This is a genomic window from Microbacterium aquimaris, from assembly GCF_039531285.1.
GTDB lineage: Bacteria > Actinomycetota > Actinomycetes > Actinomycetales > Microbacteriaceae > Microbacterium > Microbacterium aquimaris.
The window spans coordinates 1,716,130-1,731,468 of the sequence record NZ_BAAAPT010000001.1; the positions used below are offsets into that span (position 1 = coordinate 1,716,130).

13 protein-coding genes are annotated in these 15,339 nt (G+C 70.1%); 9 read left to right on the forward strand and 4 right to left on the reverse strand.

What is annotated here, in order from left to right; genetic code table 11:
- Positions 1 to 56 precede the first annotated feature (56 nt).
- The 4 genes from ABD204_RS07885 to ABD204_RS07900 all read left to right on the forward strand — a co-directional run bounded on the left by ABD204_RS07885 (position 57) and on the right by ABD204_RS07900 (position 4,272).
- A complete protein-coding gene (locus ABD204_RS07885; RefSeq protein WP_194424076.1) occupies positions 57 to 1,316 on the forward strand; it encodes an amidohydrolase family protein in 1,260 nt (419 codons plus the stop codon).
- The gene (locus ABD204_RS07890) at positions 1,313 to 2,074 is read left to right on the forward strand and encodes an ABC transporter ATP-binding protein (RefSeq protein ID WP_194424077.1); all 762 of its coding nucleotides are present in this window, start codon (positions 1,313 to 1,315) and stop codon (positions 2,072 to 2,074) included. Before ABD204_RS07885 ends, ABD204_RS07890 begins: the two co-directional genes overlap by 4 nt.
- A complete protein-coding gene (locus ABD204_RS07895; RefSeq protein ID WP_194424078.1) occupies positions 2,071 to 2,949 on the forward strand; it encodes an ABC transporter permease in 879 nt (292 codons plus the stop codon). The genes ABD204_RS07890 and ABD204_RS07895 overlap by 4 nt, the downstream gene beginning before the upstream one ends.
- A 123-nt stretch (positions 2,950 to 3,072) precedes the next feature.
- On the forward strand, positions 3,073 to 4,272 hold the full coding sequence (locus ABD204_RS07900) for a substrate-binding domain-containing protein (protein ID WP_194424079.1): 1,200 nt from the start codon (positions 3,073 to 3,075) through the stop codon (positions 4,270 to 4,272).
- A gap of 183 nt (positions 4,273 to 4,455) precedes the next feature.
- Here ABD204_RS07900 and ABD204_RS07905 read toward each other — a convergent pair whose 3' ends face one another.
- Complete coding sequence (locus ABD204_RS07905; RefSeq protein WP_194424080.1) at positions 4,456 to 5,052, reverse strand: cyclodeaminase/cyclohydrolase family protein; 597 nt, start codon at positions 5,050 to 5,052, stop codon at positions 4,456 to 4,458.
- Positions 5,053 to 5,084: 32 nt separating this feature from the next.
- Between ABD204_RS07905 and ABD204_RS07910 the strand changes: the two genes are divergently transcribed.
- Positions 5,085 to 6,134 (forward strand): methylenetetrahydrofolate reductase C-terminal domain-containing protein, encoded by a 1,050-nt coding sequence (locus ABD204_RS07910; protein ID WP_322597549.1) that lies wholly within the window; start codon positions 5,085 to 5,087, stop codon positions 6,132 to 6,134.
- 14 nt (positions 6,135 to 6,148) lie between these two features.
- Here the strand turns inward: ABD204_RS07910 and ABD204_RS07915 are convergent, their stop codons facing one another.
- Positions 6,149 to 6,748 (reverse strand): helix-turn-helix domain-containing protein, encoded by a 600-nt coding sequence (locus ABD204_RS07915; RefSeq protein WP_194424082.1) that lies wholly within the window; start codon positions 6,746 to 6,748, stop codon positions 6,149 to 6,151.
- Between the two features lie 119 nt (positions 6,749 to 6,867).
- Here ABD204_RS07915 and ABD204_RS07920 point away from each other — a divergent pair, with 119 nt between their 5' ends.
- From ABD204_RS07920 to ABD204_RS07930, 3 genes are read left to right on the forward strand one after another with little or no spacing between them, the layout of a single operon-like run.
- Positions 6,868 to 8,190, forward strand: a complete 1,323-nt coding sequence (locus ABD204_RS07920) for an FAD-binding oxidoreductase (protein ID WP_194424083.1) — start codon at positions 6,868 to 6,870, stop codon at positions 8,188 to 8,190.
- A complete protein-coding gene (locus ABD204_RS07925; RefSeq protein WP_194424084.1) occupies positions 8,187 to 8,981 on the forward strand; it encodes a creatininase family protein in 795 nt (264 codons plus the stop codon). The genes ABD204_RS07920 and ABD204_RS07925 overlap by 4 nt, the downstream gene beginning before the upstream one ends.
- Positions 8,978 to 9,628, forward strand: coding sequence for a pyridoxamine 5'-phosphate oxidase family protein (locus ABD204_RS07930; protein WP_241747792.1), 651 nt, complete (start codon positions 8,978 to 8,980; stop codon positions 9,626 to 9,628). The genes ABD204_RS07925 and ABD204_RS07930 overlap by 4 nt, the downstream gene beginning before the upstream one ends.
- A 130-nt stretch (positions 9,629 to 9,758) precedes the next feature.
- Here the strand turns inward: ABD204_RS07930 and ABD204_RS07935 are convergent, their stop codons facing one another.
- Positions 9,759 to 11,195, reverse strand: coding sequence for an XRE family transcriptional regulator (locus tag ABD204_RS07935; protein ID WP_194424085.1), 1,437 nt, complete (start codon positions 11,193 to 11,195; stop codon positions 9,759 to 9,761).
- Between the two features lie 129 nt (positions 11,196 to 11,324).
- Between ABD204_RS07935 and ABD204_RS07940 the strand changes: the two genes are divergently transcribed.
- Positions 11,325 to 13,190: a phosphoenolpyruvate carboxykinase (GTP) gene (locus tag ABD204_RS07940; RefSeq protein ID WP_194424086.1), complete on the forward strand. Its 1,866-nt coding sequence runs from the start codon at positions 11,325 to 11,327 to the stop codon at positions 13,188 to 13,190.
- Positions 13,191 to 13,355: 165 nt separating this feature from the next.
- Here ABD204_RS07940 and ABD204_RS07945 read toward each other — a convergent pair whose 3' ends face one another.
- On the reverse strand, positions 13,356 to 15,299 hold the full coding sequence (locus ABD204_RS07945; protein ID WP_194424087.1) for an ABC transporter ATP-binding protein: 1,944 nt from the start codon (positions 15,297 to 15,299) through the stop codon (positions 13,356 to 13,358).
- Between the last annotated feature and the right edge of the window lie 40 nt (positions 15,300 to 15,339).

The window sequence follows — 15,339 nt, forward strand, 5'->3', positions numbered from 1 at the left end:
TTGTTGGTCAAGCCAACAGAAATTCCCAAACCGCCCCGATCGAGGAAGCGAGTGCCATGGCCCTCCCGACGCCCGACACACTCGCACCAGGTGCGGCACTCGGTGTGCTGCGCAACGTCACTTCCATCGACGGGGCGTCGGGCGATCGGGCCGTCGTCGACGGTACGGTCTCGACCGCCGTCGATGACATTGCCGGCAGCGACGGCGTGGATGCCGGCGGATGGCTGCTCCTGCCGCCGCTGGCCGACATGCACGCCCACATCGACAAGGCCTACACGTGGGAGATGGCGGGTCGCCCCGCCGGTTCGCTCGAGGATGCCGTCGCCTGCTGGCAGCGCTTCGGCGCAGGTCTGTCCGAGCGACAGATCGCCACACACGCACGCCGTGCGCTGATGGCCGCACTGCGTGCCGGTGTCACCACGATGCGCACCCACGTGAATTTCCACGAGGGTGCCGATCCTCTCCGCGGCCTGCGTGCCGTCGTCGCGCTGCGGGAGGAGTTCTCCGGCCTGGTCGATCTGCAGGTCGTCGCGATGCACGGTCACCTGCACGAGAGCGCCCTCGTCCGCGAAGCGATCGCGCTGGGCGCCGATCTGCTCGGTGGTGCACCGCACCTCTCGCCCGACCCGGTCGCCGAGATGGACCGCACCGTCGCTCTCGCCGAAGAGGCGGGGATCGGAGTCGATCTCCACACCGATGAAACGCTCGATCCTCACTCGCTGGACATCGTGTACCTGTCCCGGATCACCGCACACTGGCCCGCGGACCGGACCCGTTCGGCCGGGCACTGTGTCAGCCTGGCCGTCCAACCGCGCGAGGCGCTGGACGAGATCCTCGGCACCGCCGCGGCAGCAGGTGTCAGCATCATCACCAACCCCCTCACCAACCTCTACCTGCAGGGCTGGGAGCACCACGTCGCCACGCCGCGGGCGATCCCCCCGTTGCACGCGATCCGCGCGGCGGGTGTGGCACTGGCAGCCGGGGGCGACAACGTGCAGGACCCCTTCAACCCGCTGGGCAACGGCGACATGGTCGACGTGGCCGCCGCCCTCGTCATCGCCGGTCACCTCTCACCCGCCGAGGCGTGGCAGGTCGCGTCGGCAGGCCGGTCTCTCCTGGGCCTGCCACCGGCGGCGGGGGAACACGGTGACATCGCCGACATGCTGCTCGTCCGCGCATCCTCTGTCGCCGAAGCGCTCGCTGAACGTGCGCCCGATCGGGTCGTCGTGCGCGCGGGTCGCGTGGTCGCCACCCGCCGTCTGTCCACCGCCGTCGTCGACATCGACACGTACTCCGCGAAGGAGATCACGGTATGACCACCGCGACCCCGGCGTCCGCCGCCACCGTGCCCACCCTGGCCCTCAATGACGTCACGAAGGACTTCGCCACCGGCACGCGGGCCCTGACGGGCGTGTCGATGGGCATTTCGCGCGGCGAGTTCGTCTCGGTGGTCGGTCCGTCCGGGTGCGGTAAATCGACCCTTCTGCGCCTGGCAGCCGGGCTCGACACCGTCAGCCACGGCGAGCTCGCGGTCGATGCAGCCGTCACCAGCTTCGTCTTCCAAGACGCCACGCTGCTGGAGTGGCGCAGCGCCCAGAAGAACGTCGAGCTCGTCGGCGAGCTGGCCGGGGTGCCGTCGGCGGAGCGGAGCCGCCGCGCGCGGGAGGCTTTGGCACTGGTGGGGCTGGGTGGTTTCGAAGGGCAGCACCCTCGCGAGTTGTCGGGCGGGATGCGGATGCGGGTCTCAATCGCCCGGGCCCTGGTGGCCGAACCCCAACTGGCGCTGTTCGACGAGCCCTTCGGTGCACTCGATGAGATCACCCGTCTGAAGATGCAGACGGAGCTCCAGCGCATATTCCAGCTCAAGCAGTTCGCGGCGATGTTCATCACCCACTCGATCTCCGAGGCGGTCTACCTCTCCAGTCGGGTGCTGGTGATGAGCGGGCGACCCGGGTGCATCGTCGAAGACATCCAGATCCCGTGGGAGTACCCGCGCCCGCCGGAGCTGCGGTATTCGCCCGAGTTCGGCCGCATCGCCGGCCATCTCTCCCAGACGCTGGAGGCCCACGCATGAGCGATCAGACCCTCACCGCCGCCGCGGTCGCGAGGACCGCCGCGCGCTCGGTTCCGCCGCCGCAGGCACAGGCGGGTCGCCCCTCCGCCCTCCGTCGGGCCGGATCGAGCGCGGGGCCGATCATCCTGGCGATCGTCGGGATCCTCGTCATCTGGTATGCGGTGTCGTACCTGCTGCTGACCGAGAGCCGCCGCTTCCTGCTGCCGCCGCCGCACGAGGTGCTGTTCGAGACGCTCGGCAACCCGCAGATCATCGGCCCCATGCTTGCCGCGCTCGCGCAGACGACCATGGTCGCCCTGATCGGTCTGGCCATCGCGGTGATCATCGGGATGTCGTGGGCGATCTTCATGTCTCAGTCGCACCTCGCCGAGAAGGTGCTCTACCCGTACGCCGTGATCCTGCAGACCATCCCGATCCTGGCGTTGACCCCTCTGATCGGCATTTGGATGGGCTACGGAATCCCGGCCCGCGTCGTGGTGTGCGTGATCATCGCGGTCTTCCCGATGATCTCCAACACCCTGTTCGGATTGCAGTCGGCCGATCCGTCCGCCCACGACCTGTTCACCCTCAACAAGGCCTCCCGCTGGCAACGGCTCACCAAACTCCAGCTGCCCGCGGCGATCCCGTCGATCTTCACGGGGCTGCGCAACGCCGCGGGACTGTCGGTCATCGGAGCGATCGTGGGCGACTTCTTCTTCCAGCAGGGGTCGCAGGGCATCGGCGGTCTGCTGCGCACGTACACGCTGCGTCTGAACATGGAGCCGCTGTTCCTCGCGATCATCTTCACCGCCCTGTTCGGCGTCGCCGTCTTCTCTGTTTTCGCCGCGCTCGATCGTGCCGTCGTGGGGCGACTGTTCGGGTGGAAGAACCGCTGACCCGGATCCTCATACGACCCCTCACCTCGCACCAGCCTGTTCCACCCGCATCATCGCCACGCCTCGCCTCGCCTCGCACCACCCGTCCTGCTCCACCTCACATCCCTCCAGGAGGACTCCGAGATGACACACTCCACGCCCCGCTCCGCCCGTTCCCTCGCCGCCGGTCTCGCGCTGTCGGTGGCCGCGATCGGTCTGGCCGCGTGTTCGGCCGATGAGGCCGAGCCTGCTGCCGACACCACTCCGGCCGCCCCGGCGGCCGAGGCCGGCAGCGCCCTCGATCTGTCGGATGTCTGCCCCGCAACCGTCGTGATGCAACAGGACTGGCAACCCGAAGCCGAGCACGGGGCCATGTACGCCCTGGTCGGCGACGACTACACCATCGACAACGACATCAAGAGCGTCACCGGTTCCCTCATCGCCCAGGGCGTCGACACCGGCGTCGACGTGGAGGTGCGCCCCGGTGGCCCGAACGTCAACTTCCAGCCGGTACCGGCCCTGATGTACCTCGATGAGGACATCCTGCTCGGTGCGGTGAACACCGATGCGGCGATCGTCGCCGCCGCAGACCAACCCACCGTCGCGGTGACTTCGCAGATGACGTGGAGCCCGCAGATCCTCATGTGGGACCCGGCCAGCCACGACGGCGCCACGACGATCGCGGAGGCCACCGCCGACGGTGCGCCCGTGGTCACCTCGGGAGATGTCATCCCGAACATGCTCGTGGCACAAGGCATCATCGACAGCTCGCAGATCGACCTCAGCTACGAGGGGACCGCACAGCGCTTCGTCTCCGACCCGAGCATCCTCCAGCAGGGCTTCGCCACCGCCGAGCCCTACATCTACGAGAACGAGATCTCCGAGTGGGGCAAGCCGGTGGGATTCCAGCTGCTCAGTGAGGTCGGCTACACGATCTATCCCGAGCCGCTCGCCGTGCGCGCCGACGCGATCGAGGAGTATGGCGACTGCCTGGCCAAGCTCGTGCCGATCATGCAACAGTCTCAGATCGACTACCTGGACGACCCGGCCGACACGAACGCGCTGATCGTCGACCTCGTCGACACCTACCAGACCGGCTGGACCTACTCGGAGGGCGTCGCCGACTACTCCGTGGAGCAGCAGCTGGCTCTCGGAATCGTGGAGGACGACGCCGCCTCGGGGGTGTTCGGGCAGTTCGACCCCGAGCGGATGGAGAGCATCCTCGAGGAGTTCGTGCCGTTCCTCATCGAGTCGGGGAGCATCAGCGCCGCCGACGCCGAGGAGATCTCGGTCGACGACCTCTACACGAACGAGTTCATCGACCCGTCCATCTCGCTGGACTGAACGTAGGAGTACCCCGTGGGTCGAACCCTCCTCGCCGCCGCGCGACGCCTCGCCGTCGACCGGGTCGTGGGCGACCCACGGGGGCTTCCTCGCGCGGCGGCACGGTGTGCACCGGAACCGTGCGCGCCGGCACGGTGTGCACCGGAACCGTGCGCGCCGGCACGGGCCCGTCGCGCCTCGGTGTCACAGCGACGCCGTCACCTCCTCGGCGAGCCGGTCGAGCGCATCGGCGGCCTCGATCGCCTCGGCCTCGCGCCGGCGTACGCCGGAGACGAACCCCTCGGCGCTGCCCGCCCGTGCGCACGCGCGGGCGTTCGCCCGGGCGTTGACGGCACCGGCGCGTGCGCCCGCGGCGAGCAGACGCGCCGCCACGGCGACGTCGGGTCGCAGCGGCTCGGGGCACCTGTTCGCCAAGGCGGGGAGGGCCGGGGCGAGATCGACGACGAGCGCGGTCACAGCCGTGGCGGACTCCGCGGCGCGCTCGAGGATGCGTCGCGTGCGGTCGGCGTCCTGGTCGGCGGCGTCGCCGCGGAACACCTCGGCGAGATCGGCGGACGCCCGGGCGTCACGGTCGGCGACCGACCACGCCTCGGCGCGGGCCCGCTCGAAGCGGACGGCCTCGGTTCTGTCGTCGTCCACATACCCGTCCGCCATCGCGGCCACGGCTGCGCCGATGCCGGCCACGACGGCCGCGGCGGCTCCTCCGCCGGGGTCCGGGACGGCGGCCGCCAAACGGTCGGCCCACGCGCCCAGCGGCGCCTCGTGCGTCTTCATGCCCATCGCCGCAGTCTAGGCACGGGAAGGGCGTCGACGTGACCGCCGGGCTCCGCGGTCGCGCGCGATCCCTGCTCGCGTGTCCCAAATCGATGACCTACGGACCGTGCGGCGGCGTGAACCCCGACGGCTCGTGCGAGGTGCACGCCGACCCGTGCGTGTTCCTCGACCGGCCTCTTCCGGTGCCCGTCGAGGACCCCGCGAATGCGCCTCGGCTCCCGCCGACCGCCGCGGCGGGAGAGATCGGCGAGATCCTCGCACGTCGGCCGCTCATCATGACGGGCTTCCCGGCCCGGCCCCTGACCGCCGAAGACATCTCCCGCGTGGCCGACGTGCTCGCACCGAACACCGATGCGGCGCTGTCGGGTGACGCCGCGACCTCGCGCACGCAGTTCCCGCCCTCGTATCGGGGTCACCTCATGACCGCGGCGGGGGTGCGCGCCTGGATCGGTGTCAACACCCGCGACCGCAACCGGGTCGCCCTGGAGGGGGAGCTTGCCGCACTCCGTGACGCCGGAGTCGCGGGCGTGCACTGTGTGACCGGTGACCACACCGACACGGGAGACCGTCCCGATGCCGCGCCCGTCTTCGATCTCGAGTCGACGACGCTGCTTCCCCGCGCGCAGGAGGCGGGCCTGGTCGCCTCGTTCGCGGAGTCTCCGTGCGCTCCACCACGCGAGTCCCGCGGCGTGCGGGTGGCGCACAAGCAACGTGCCGGCGGTCGGATGTGTCTGACCCAGTACTGCGGGGGCGTCGAGGATGTCGCCGCCTTCGTCGAGGCCTGTCGGCGCGCGGGCGCCACCGTGCCCGTGCTGCCCGGGGTACCCGCCATCGTCGACGAGGACGGGGCGGCGCTTCTCGCCTCGTTCCACGCGGCGTCGCTGCCGCCGGGGTACGCGCAGCGGCTGCGCGGCGCACGGGACATGCGCGCGGAGGGTGTCCGGCTGGCCATCGAGTACGGGTCGGCCCTCCTCGAGGTGCCGGGCGTCGCCGGAGTCGTCGTCGCGGGAGGCGCCCGTCGCGGTGACGAGATCGCGTACGCAGGTTCGCTCGCGACCATCGCCCGGGAACTCGGAGGTGGCTCATGACCCCCGTCGTCGCCTCACTCCCGGCGCTGCTCCTTGACCACGACCACGCGGGTGTGCCCACCCTCCGGGGTACGCCATTTGTGGGGGACCCACCCCTCGTAGTAGGTCGCGTCGCCGGCGGACAGTTCGTGCTCGCCGTCCTCGAGGACGACGACCATCCTGCCCTCGAGCACGTAGACGAACTCGTCCTCACCGTGCTCCCACCACAGCCCGTCGTCGCTGAAGGGGCCCACCATGATCATCGGCACGAACCGCCCCGACGGCGGCGCCATGACGTGGACGGGGCCACTGCCCATGTCCACCGCCGAGTCGTCCTGACGACGGAAGACGTGGAAGCCGCCTTCGGAGCGCTCCCGAGGTTGCTCGGTCAGCAGGGCCTGCTGCGTCGTGCCGAGCGCCTGCGCGACGCGGAACAGCGACGTCATGCTCAACCGTTCGAGGCCGCGCTCGACCTGACTGAGGAACGAGTGGGACAGTTGGGCCTGCGCGGCGATCTCGGTCAGCGTGGCGCCGCGCGCCTGCCGCAGTGCGCGGATGCGCGCCCCCAGTGCCCGCGCGGCCTCGTCGGGGTCGGCCGGACCGTTCGCCGCGCGGCTCCCCATCGTTTCCGCCATGCCAGCAGGTTACCGGGCGGTCGAGCCGACCCGCGGCAGCCTGCCCCCTGCGCGACGAGTGACTCATCACCCGGCTCGCCGCGCACCGCCTTCGGGAGATGTGATGAAGGAGGACACCCATGACCACCCCCGACTACGCCGCGCTCGAAAGAGACCTCACCGACCTGCTCGGCCCCCGCGGCGTCAGCTCCGACATGCGCCAGCGTGAGAAGGCATCCGTCGACGGCGCCCGCATGTCGCCGATCATCGCCGAGCAGCTTCCGCTCGGAGTCGCCGACCTCGTGGCTTTTCCGACCACCCCGGAGGAGATCGCGGCGGTCGTCGGCCTTGCGGTCCGGCATGGCGTCACGATCACCCCGCGCGGCAAGGGCACAGGCAATTACGGGCAGGCCATCCCCATGCCCGGCGGCCTCGTGCTGGACATGTCCCGGGCGCGCTCGATCGTCGAGGTGACCGACGAGACCATCACCGCCGACGCCGGGGCGCCCATGACCGCCCTCGAACAGGCCGCGCGCGCCGCCGGGCGGCAGTTGTGGATGTACCCCTCGACCGTGCACTCCAGCATCGGCGGCTTCCTCGGCGGCGGATCGGGGGGCACCGGCACGATCGCGCACGGCTCCAACGACCGCGGCTTCGTCGTCGCCCTCGATGTCGTGACCCCCGCATCCGGCGGGAAGCTCATCCACGTCGAAGGCGATCAGGCCCAGGGGTACGTCCACAACTACGGCACCGCGGGCATCATCGCGCGCGCCACCGTGCGGCTCGAGCCGCTGCAGGAATGGCGCGGCCTGTACGCGTCATTCCCTGACTTCGCCGGCGCCCTGTCGGTCCTGCGTCCGCTGGGGCGCCTGACCCCGTCGCCGCGACTGGTCTCGGCCGACACCCCGCACATCACGGCCCAGCTTCCCCCGGACGAGGTGTTCCCCGAAGGGCGCAGCTCGCTGCGCATGATCGCCGACTTGAGCACGGTGGCCGAGGCGACCGCGATGATCGAGGCCGCCGGGGGACGCATCGAGGACGTCCGGGAGGGCCCGAACGTCTCCGCGGCGATCTCGGTGCTCAGCTACAACCATCCGATCGAATGGCTGCAGAAGTCCGAGCCCGGCGTCTACTTCCACGTGGAGGTGTCGGGTGATGCGTTGGTCGACCGCATCGACGAGGTCCATGCGGTCTATCCCGGTGGGCTGCTCCACATCGAGGCGGGGCACACCGTGCCGATCGGCATGCTCGCCGGTGTGTACGAGAGCCCGGAAGCGGTCTACGCGGGGATGGAGTCGCTGCACCGACTCGGTGTGGCGACCCACAACCCCCACCAGTGGAACGTCGATTTCCGCCTCGCTGAGACGATCGCGCTCGCGCGTGAGACCGACCCCGACGGCCTGCTGAACCCCGGCAAGCTCAACCCCGCCTACACCGGCCCCACGAAGGGAGCCATCCGATGACCGTCCCGTTCACCCCGGCCAGCCGCGCCTGGGCCGACCTCTCCGGCCCGGCGATCACCGCCGCGACCACCGACCGGTCGATCGCCGTGGTCCCCATCGGGGCGATCGAGCACCACGGGCCGCACCTCCCGTTGCGGACCGACGCGCTCATCGCCGAAGCGGTCGCCACAGCCGCCGTCGACCGCGTCAGCGAGGCGGGGATCGACGCGTGGCTGCTGCCGACCGTCGCGTACGCGAAGTCCGACGAGCACTACTGGGCCCCGGGAACCCTGTGGGTCGACGGCACGACGCTGCTCGAACAGTTGGTTCAGATCGGCGCGGCGATCGCGCAGACCCCCGTGCGCACCGTCGCCTGGGTCAACGGCCACGGCGGCAACGTCATGCTGCTGGGCTGGTTGAACCGCGAGCTGCGCAGACGCTTCGGTCTGCGGTCGTTCTCGATGCCTTCGGGGGCCGGAGCCGCCGGCGACGGCGTCGACGGTCCCGATGAGAAAGGCCAGGGTATCCACGCCGGATTCGGGGAGACCTCGATCGTGATGCACCTCGCGCCCCACCTCGTCGCGTCCGAGATGCCGCCTCGGAACGTCCCGGAAAAGATCGCCGGGCACAGCCACATCGGCTTCAACGGAAAGCCGGTGATGTTCGGCTGGACCAGTGACGACTTCGGTCCCACGGGGGTGATCGGCGACGCGACCGGTGCCAACGCCGCGCACGGCAAAGTGCTCTTCGACCGTGGCGTCGACTTCGTCAGCGAGGCGCTCGCCGAGATCGACGGGTTCGAGTTCGCATGAGCGGCACCGCGCATCCCGCTTCCGCGTCGATGAGTGTGGAGGTCCCCGTCATCGACCACGCCACCGACCCGGTGCATGCCGCCGAGCCTCCGGCCGACCCCGCCGCGCTCGCCGCGGGGTGGTTGCCCGGCCCCGACGCGGACCGCATGCTCATGACCCTGTCGACGGTCTCGCCGGAGGGCGTTCCGCATGCGCGGACGGTGATGCTCAGCGACTTCGACGGCGTGCGGTTCTCCTTCCACACCGACGCGAGCAGCCGCAAGGTCGCCGACCTCGCCGTGAACCCTCGCGTGGCGTTGACGATCCTGTGGCCGGGGTTCACGCGCCAGCTGGTGGTCGAGGGTCTCGCGACCCGCGCATCCGACACCGCCGCGGCGCGCGCCTACGCGCGCCGCTCACCGTACCTGCGACAGCTCGCCTGGATGAACACCGACGAGGTCGCCGGGCGGCCGTTGGCCCAGCGGGAGGAGGGATGGGCACGGTTCGCCGCCGAGCATCCGGACCCGGAGCCGCCGGCCGGTTGGGTGGGATTCACCGTCGCGCCCGAGCGGTGGCTGTTCTGGGTGTCGCACCCCGGCGCGCCGAGCCGCCGGATCGAGTACACCCGGTCGGGGGCGGGATGGTCCGCCCGTCCTCTCCCGGGCTGACCCGCGCGAGCGGCGCGTGACGCATCGAGCCGCCCCTTTCCGTGCGAACCACCCCTCTGCTGACGGCGCGAAGGGGGGGGGCTCGACGTGAAAGGGGTGGCTCGGTTCAACCTCGAACGGGTGGTCGTGCTCAGACGTGGCGGTCGAGGAAGGCGTAGACCTCGTTCTCGTCGACGCCGGGGAACGCGCCGCGGGGGAGCGGCGAGAACATCTGCATGTGCACACGCGCGCTCGGCCACGCCTTGCCCTGCCACCGTCCCGTCGCCTCGGGGTCCGGACGACGGCAGCACGACTCCTCCGGGCAGGTGGACACCGCGCGCTTGGTCGTCTCCCGGCCGCGGAACCAGCGGGCGTCGTCGAAGGGAACCCCGACGGTGATCGAGAACTCGCCGTCGGCGGTGCTGCCGGTCTGTGTGGAGCACCAAAAGGTGCCGCTCGGGGTGTCGGTGTACTGGTAGTGCTCGGTCGTACGGTTCTGCTCGGAGAACGCCGCCCTGGCGGAGAACTTCGCGCACGCGATCTGGCCGTCGACGGCGCCGGTGACGTCGGCGGGCAACGGCAGGTCGTCGTTCTCGTACACCCGGGAGATCGCACCGTCACCGTCGACGCGCAGGAAGTGCAGGCGCATCCCGAGGTGGTGGGTCATCAGGTTCGTCATCCGCATCCCGGCCGCTTCGTGGGTGACCCCGAACGCGTCGCGGAAGTCCTCCACGGCGAGGTTGCGGTCCTTCTTCGCCTGCTGCAGGAACGCGACCGCGGCGGACTCGGGCATCAGACAGCACGCCGCGTAGTAGTTGATCTCGAGGCGTTGGCGCAGGAAGTCCGCGTAGTCGACGGGGCGTTCGTGCTCGAGCAGCCGGTGGGCCATCGCCTGCAACGCCATCGAGCGCAGGCCGTGCCCGCCCGGGATGGATGCCGGAGGCAGGTAGATCCGTCCGTTCTCCAGGTCGGTGATCGAACGGGTCGAGGACGGCAGGTCGTTGACGTAGATGAGTTCGAAGCCGATCTGCTCGGCCATGATGCTCACGGTGCGGTGGGTGAGCGCGCCGGTGGAGTGACCGGCCGCCTTGAGTTGCTTCTCGGCGAGCCGCTCGATGTCGGGGAGGTAGTTGTCGACCGCGCGCATCCGCAGCCGTTGCTCCGTGTTGGCGCGGCGGGCCTCTTCGGGCGTCGCGATGGCTTCGCGCTCTCGGCGCTGCAGCTCGCGGTGCAGGCCGAGGATCGACTCGATCGTTTCGTCGCTCATGCCTTTGGTGACCCGAACCGGCTCGATCCCGAGGCTGCGGAAGACGGAACTGCTCTGCGCGCGCGCGAGTTCGATCTCCAGCGCCGCGCGTCGATTGGGTGGCTCGGGGGAGAGGAGGTCGCCGACTTCGACCCCGGTGGCGGCGGCGATCTCTTGGAGGAGGGAGAGTTTCGGTTCGCGTTTGCCGTTCTCGATGAGGCTCAGGTGGCTACCGGCCACACCGACCTTCTCGCCCAGCTCATCGAGGGTCATGCCATGGCTGGTCCGCTGATGCCGGATGCGGTGGCCCAGGGTCGACAGTTCAAGCGGAGTCGCGTGCATTCCTTGAGCATATCGAAAAAACAACAAAAAATACGGGTAGATACACCCGAAAGAGTGGCCTGTTTCCTCTCATAGTGGGTGCAGATCGACGTTCTGAACCGCACCGACGACACCCGTACGAGGAGCGACATGGCCATCGCAGACATCTCCCCCCGCATCACCGACGTTGCCCCGCAGCGCACCTTCGGCGTCCGCCCGCGCCTGGACGGCGACGGGATGGCGGACCTGATCGGATGGGTCGACCAGATCGCCGCCCTGACGCAGCCCGACCGGGTCCACTGGGTGGACGGGTCGCGCGCCGAGAACGACGCGCTGCTGCGCGGGATGGTCGAGCAGGGCAAGCTCATCAAGCTCAACCCTGAGTGGCGGCCCGGTTCGTACCTGGCCCGCTCGCACCCCGGCGACGTCGCCCGCACCGAGGGGCGTACCTTCATCGCCTCCGAGCGCGAGGCCGATGCGGGCCCGACGAACAACTGGGCGGCCCCCGACCAGATGCGCGCCACGCTGACGCCGCTGTTCGAAGGATCCATGCGCGGACGCACGATGTACGTCGTGCCCTTCTCCATGGGAGCTGTCGGTGGACCGCTCTCCCACATCGGTGTGCAGGTCACCGACAGTGAGTACGCGGTGGCCTCGATCGAGGTCATGACGCGTGTCGGATCCGACGTGTTGCGAGAGATCGCCGACGGTGCACCGTGGGTCAAGACGGTGCACTCGGTGGGGGCGCCCCTCGCGCCCGGAGAGGCGGACGTGGCCTGGCCGTGCAACGACGAGAAGTACATCGTGCACTTCCCCGAAACGCTCGAGGTGTGGTCTTACGGATCCGGTTACGGCGGAAACGCCATCCTCGCGAAGAAGTGCTTCGCGCTGCGTATCGCTTCGGTGATCGGCCGCGATGAGGGATGGCTCGCCGAGCACATGCTGCTCATCCGCGTCATCGACCCCTCCGGTCGTGCCTACCACGTCGCAGCCGCGTTCCCCTCGGCGTGCGGGAAGACCAACCTCGCGATGCTGAAGCCGACCATCCCCGGGTGGCGGGTCGAGACGCTGGGGGATGACATCGCGTGGCTTCGCCCGGGGGAGGACGGCCGGCTATGGGCCATCAACCCCGAGGCGGGATTCTTCGGTGTGGCACCGGGGACGGGGGAGTCGACGAACCTCACCGCCGTCGAGACGCTATGGGGCAACACGATCTTCACCAACGTCGCCCTTCGGCCCGACGGCGACGTGTGGTGGGAGGGTCTGACCGACACGCCGCCGGCGGAACTCACCGACTGGCAGGGGAAGCCGTGGACCCCGGACTGCGGTCGTCCGGCGGCGCATCCGAACAGCCGCTTCACCGTCGCCGCCGCGCAGTGCCCGCAGATCGCGCCCGACTGGGACGCGCCGCAGGGGGTGCCGTTGGATGCGATCTTGTTCGGGGGCCGCCGCGCCACCAACGTCCCGCTGGTGGTCGAGGCCACGGATTGGACCCATGGCGTGTTCCTGGGCTCGACCATCTCATCTGAGCGCACCGCAGCGGCGGAGGGGACCGTCGGGGAGCTGCGCCGCGACCCCTTCGCGATGCTGCCGTTCTGCGGCTACAACATGGCCGACTACTTCGGCCACTGGCTGCGGATCGGTCAGCGGCTCCGCTTCGACCGGTCGCCCCGCATCTTCCAGGTCAACTGGTTCCGCAAAGGAGACGACGGCCGGTTCCTGTGGCCGGGCTTCGGCGACAATGCGCGTGTGATCGACTGGATCATCCGACGCCTCGATGGGGAGGTGCCGGCGGTGGATAGTCCGATCGGGCGGTTGCCGCGGACCGCCGATCTGGACCTCGAGGGCATCGACGTGCCGCAGGAAGACCTCGACGCCCTGTTCGCGATCGACCGCGACTCGTGGCTGCGCGAGGCCGACCTCACCGAGGAGTTCTACGACACCTTCGACGGGAGGGTGCCGCCCGCCCTCCGCGCCGAGCTGGAAGCCCTCCGCTACCGCCTGACCCATCCCTGACCCCCGTGCCCGGCGCCGACACACCCGACCCCGCTCCGCTCCGCGTCGTTCCGTCCCGCGCCGCGCCGCGCCCGAACGACCGCTCCGCAGTCAGGTCCTGCGGGTGTTCCGCTGTCGGATGCGCAGATGGTGACTGCGGCGTGGGCGGGGTGTGGACCCGCGCGGTCACACCAGGAGCTGGTGCTTGGCGAGGTCGCGGTACAGGGGCGTGGTCTGCACGAGCTCCGAGTGTGTGCCGGCGCCCACGACGCGCCCCCGCTCCATGACGACGATGAGGTCGCTGTCGACGACCGTGGACAGCCGGTGCGCGATGACGATGAGGGTGCGGCCGGCGGCGACAGCGTCGATCGCCTCGCGCATCCGCTGCTCGTTGAGACCGTCCAGTGACGACGTCGACTCGTCCAGCAACAGGATCGGCGGGGCGGCCAGGAGCGCCCGGGCGATCGCGAGCCGCTGACGCTCACCGCCCGAGAGCATCACGCCGCTCTCGCCGACGGCGGCCTCCAGTCCCTCGGGGCTGCGGTCGAGTACGTCGCCGAGGTTGACGGCGCGCAATACGCGCTCGCACTCCTCGTCGGTCGCCTGCGGGGAAGCCAGCCGCAGGTTCTCGCCGATCGTGCCGGCCAGGGTGGGCGCGTCCTGCTCGACGTAGCCGAGACGGCTGCGCAGCTCGTCCCGATCGAGCGTGCGCACGTCATGACCGTCGAGCAGGATGGCGCCGCCGGTCGGATCGTAGAAGCGCTCGATGAGGGAGAGGGTCGTGCTCTTGCCCGCACCCGACGGGCCGACGAGGGCGACGCGTGATCCGCGCGGCACACGGAACGACACCCCGCGGAGGACGTCGGTGGCCCGCTCGGCACCGGCCGGTGCATCGGCTGCGCCGACCGCGTCCGAGGCGTCCGGCAGGGCGACCGTCGAGGTGTCGACGTGAGCACTCTCGAGAACGGCGAGGGCTTCGTTCTCGGCTTTCCGCCGCGCCGCCACCACGCCTTCGGGGTAGCCGAAGCGCACCTCGCGGAACTCCACCGCGGCCGGCTCCCGGTCGCTTGCCGGCTCGGCGACCACGGTGGCGGCGATGCGGGCGTCGTCGTCGGTCTCGGTGGGCAGATCAAGGACCTCCTGGATGCGGCCCAGCGCCCCGAGGGCCTGGTTCACCGAGGTGATGGCTCCGAAAAACGAGCCGAGAGGGCCGACCAGGAGGAACAGGAACATCACGAAGGTCACGAGGTCGGCCACGCCGATGGCACCGTCGGCGACGCGGTAGCCGCCCAGGCCGAGCACGGCCAGCAGCGACACCTGCAGCGCGATGCCGGCGATCGGCACGACCAGCGCCGACACCTTCGCGATCCGCACGCCGACGCCGTAGGCGTCGCGGGCGACGCGGTTCAGGGCCGTCTCCTCGCGTTCGCCCGCTCCGGCGGCGCGTACGGTGCGGATCGACCCGACCGCGCGTTCGACGCCGGAGGCGAGTTCGCCGACCTTGACCTGCTGCTCGGCGGTGGCCTTGCGGATGCGACCGCTCAGGGTGACAACGCCGAGGATCGACACGCCGAGCACGATGACGATGGCACCGAGCAGGAGCGGGTCGATGAGCGCCATTGCGATGATCGCCCCGAGGAAGATCAGGGCGTTTCCGACCGCGTCGGCCAGGCCCTGGGTGAGCACGGCGTAGAGGAGGGTGGTGTCGGTGCCCACGCGCGAGACGAGGTCGCCGGTGCGTCGCGAGTCGAACTCGCTGATCGGCAGGTGCAGGATGCGGGAGATCAGTCGTCGACGGCTCGAGTAGACCACCGCGGTGCCGGTGCGCTGCAGGAGATAGTGCTGGTACCCGGAGATGATCGAGGAGACGACGACGAGGGCCACGATCGCCCACACGAGCAGGCCGAGCGTCTGTTCGGCCTGCACGGCTTCGATGACCTGGCCGACCAGCAACGGCTGCGCGAGCGTCGTGACGGCGCCGAGGACGCTGAGAACGGCCACGACGACCAGCACGGTGCGGTGCTCGAACAGGAACGGCAGCAGCTGGCGGAAGCTCGCCCGCGGGCCGTCGTCCGGGGCGCCCCGACCGAATCCTCGACGGGAGCGGGCGGGGCGGGTGTCAGCGGACATGCGGGACCTCGACAAGAAGGGGGACGGTTCACCTTCGACC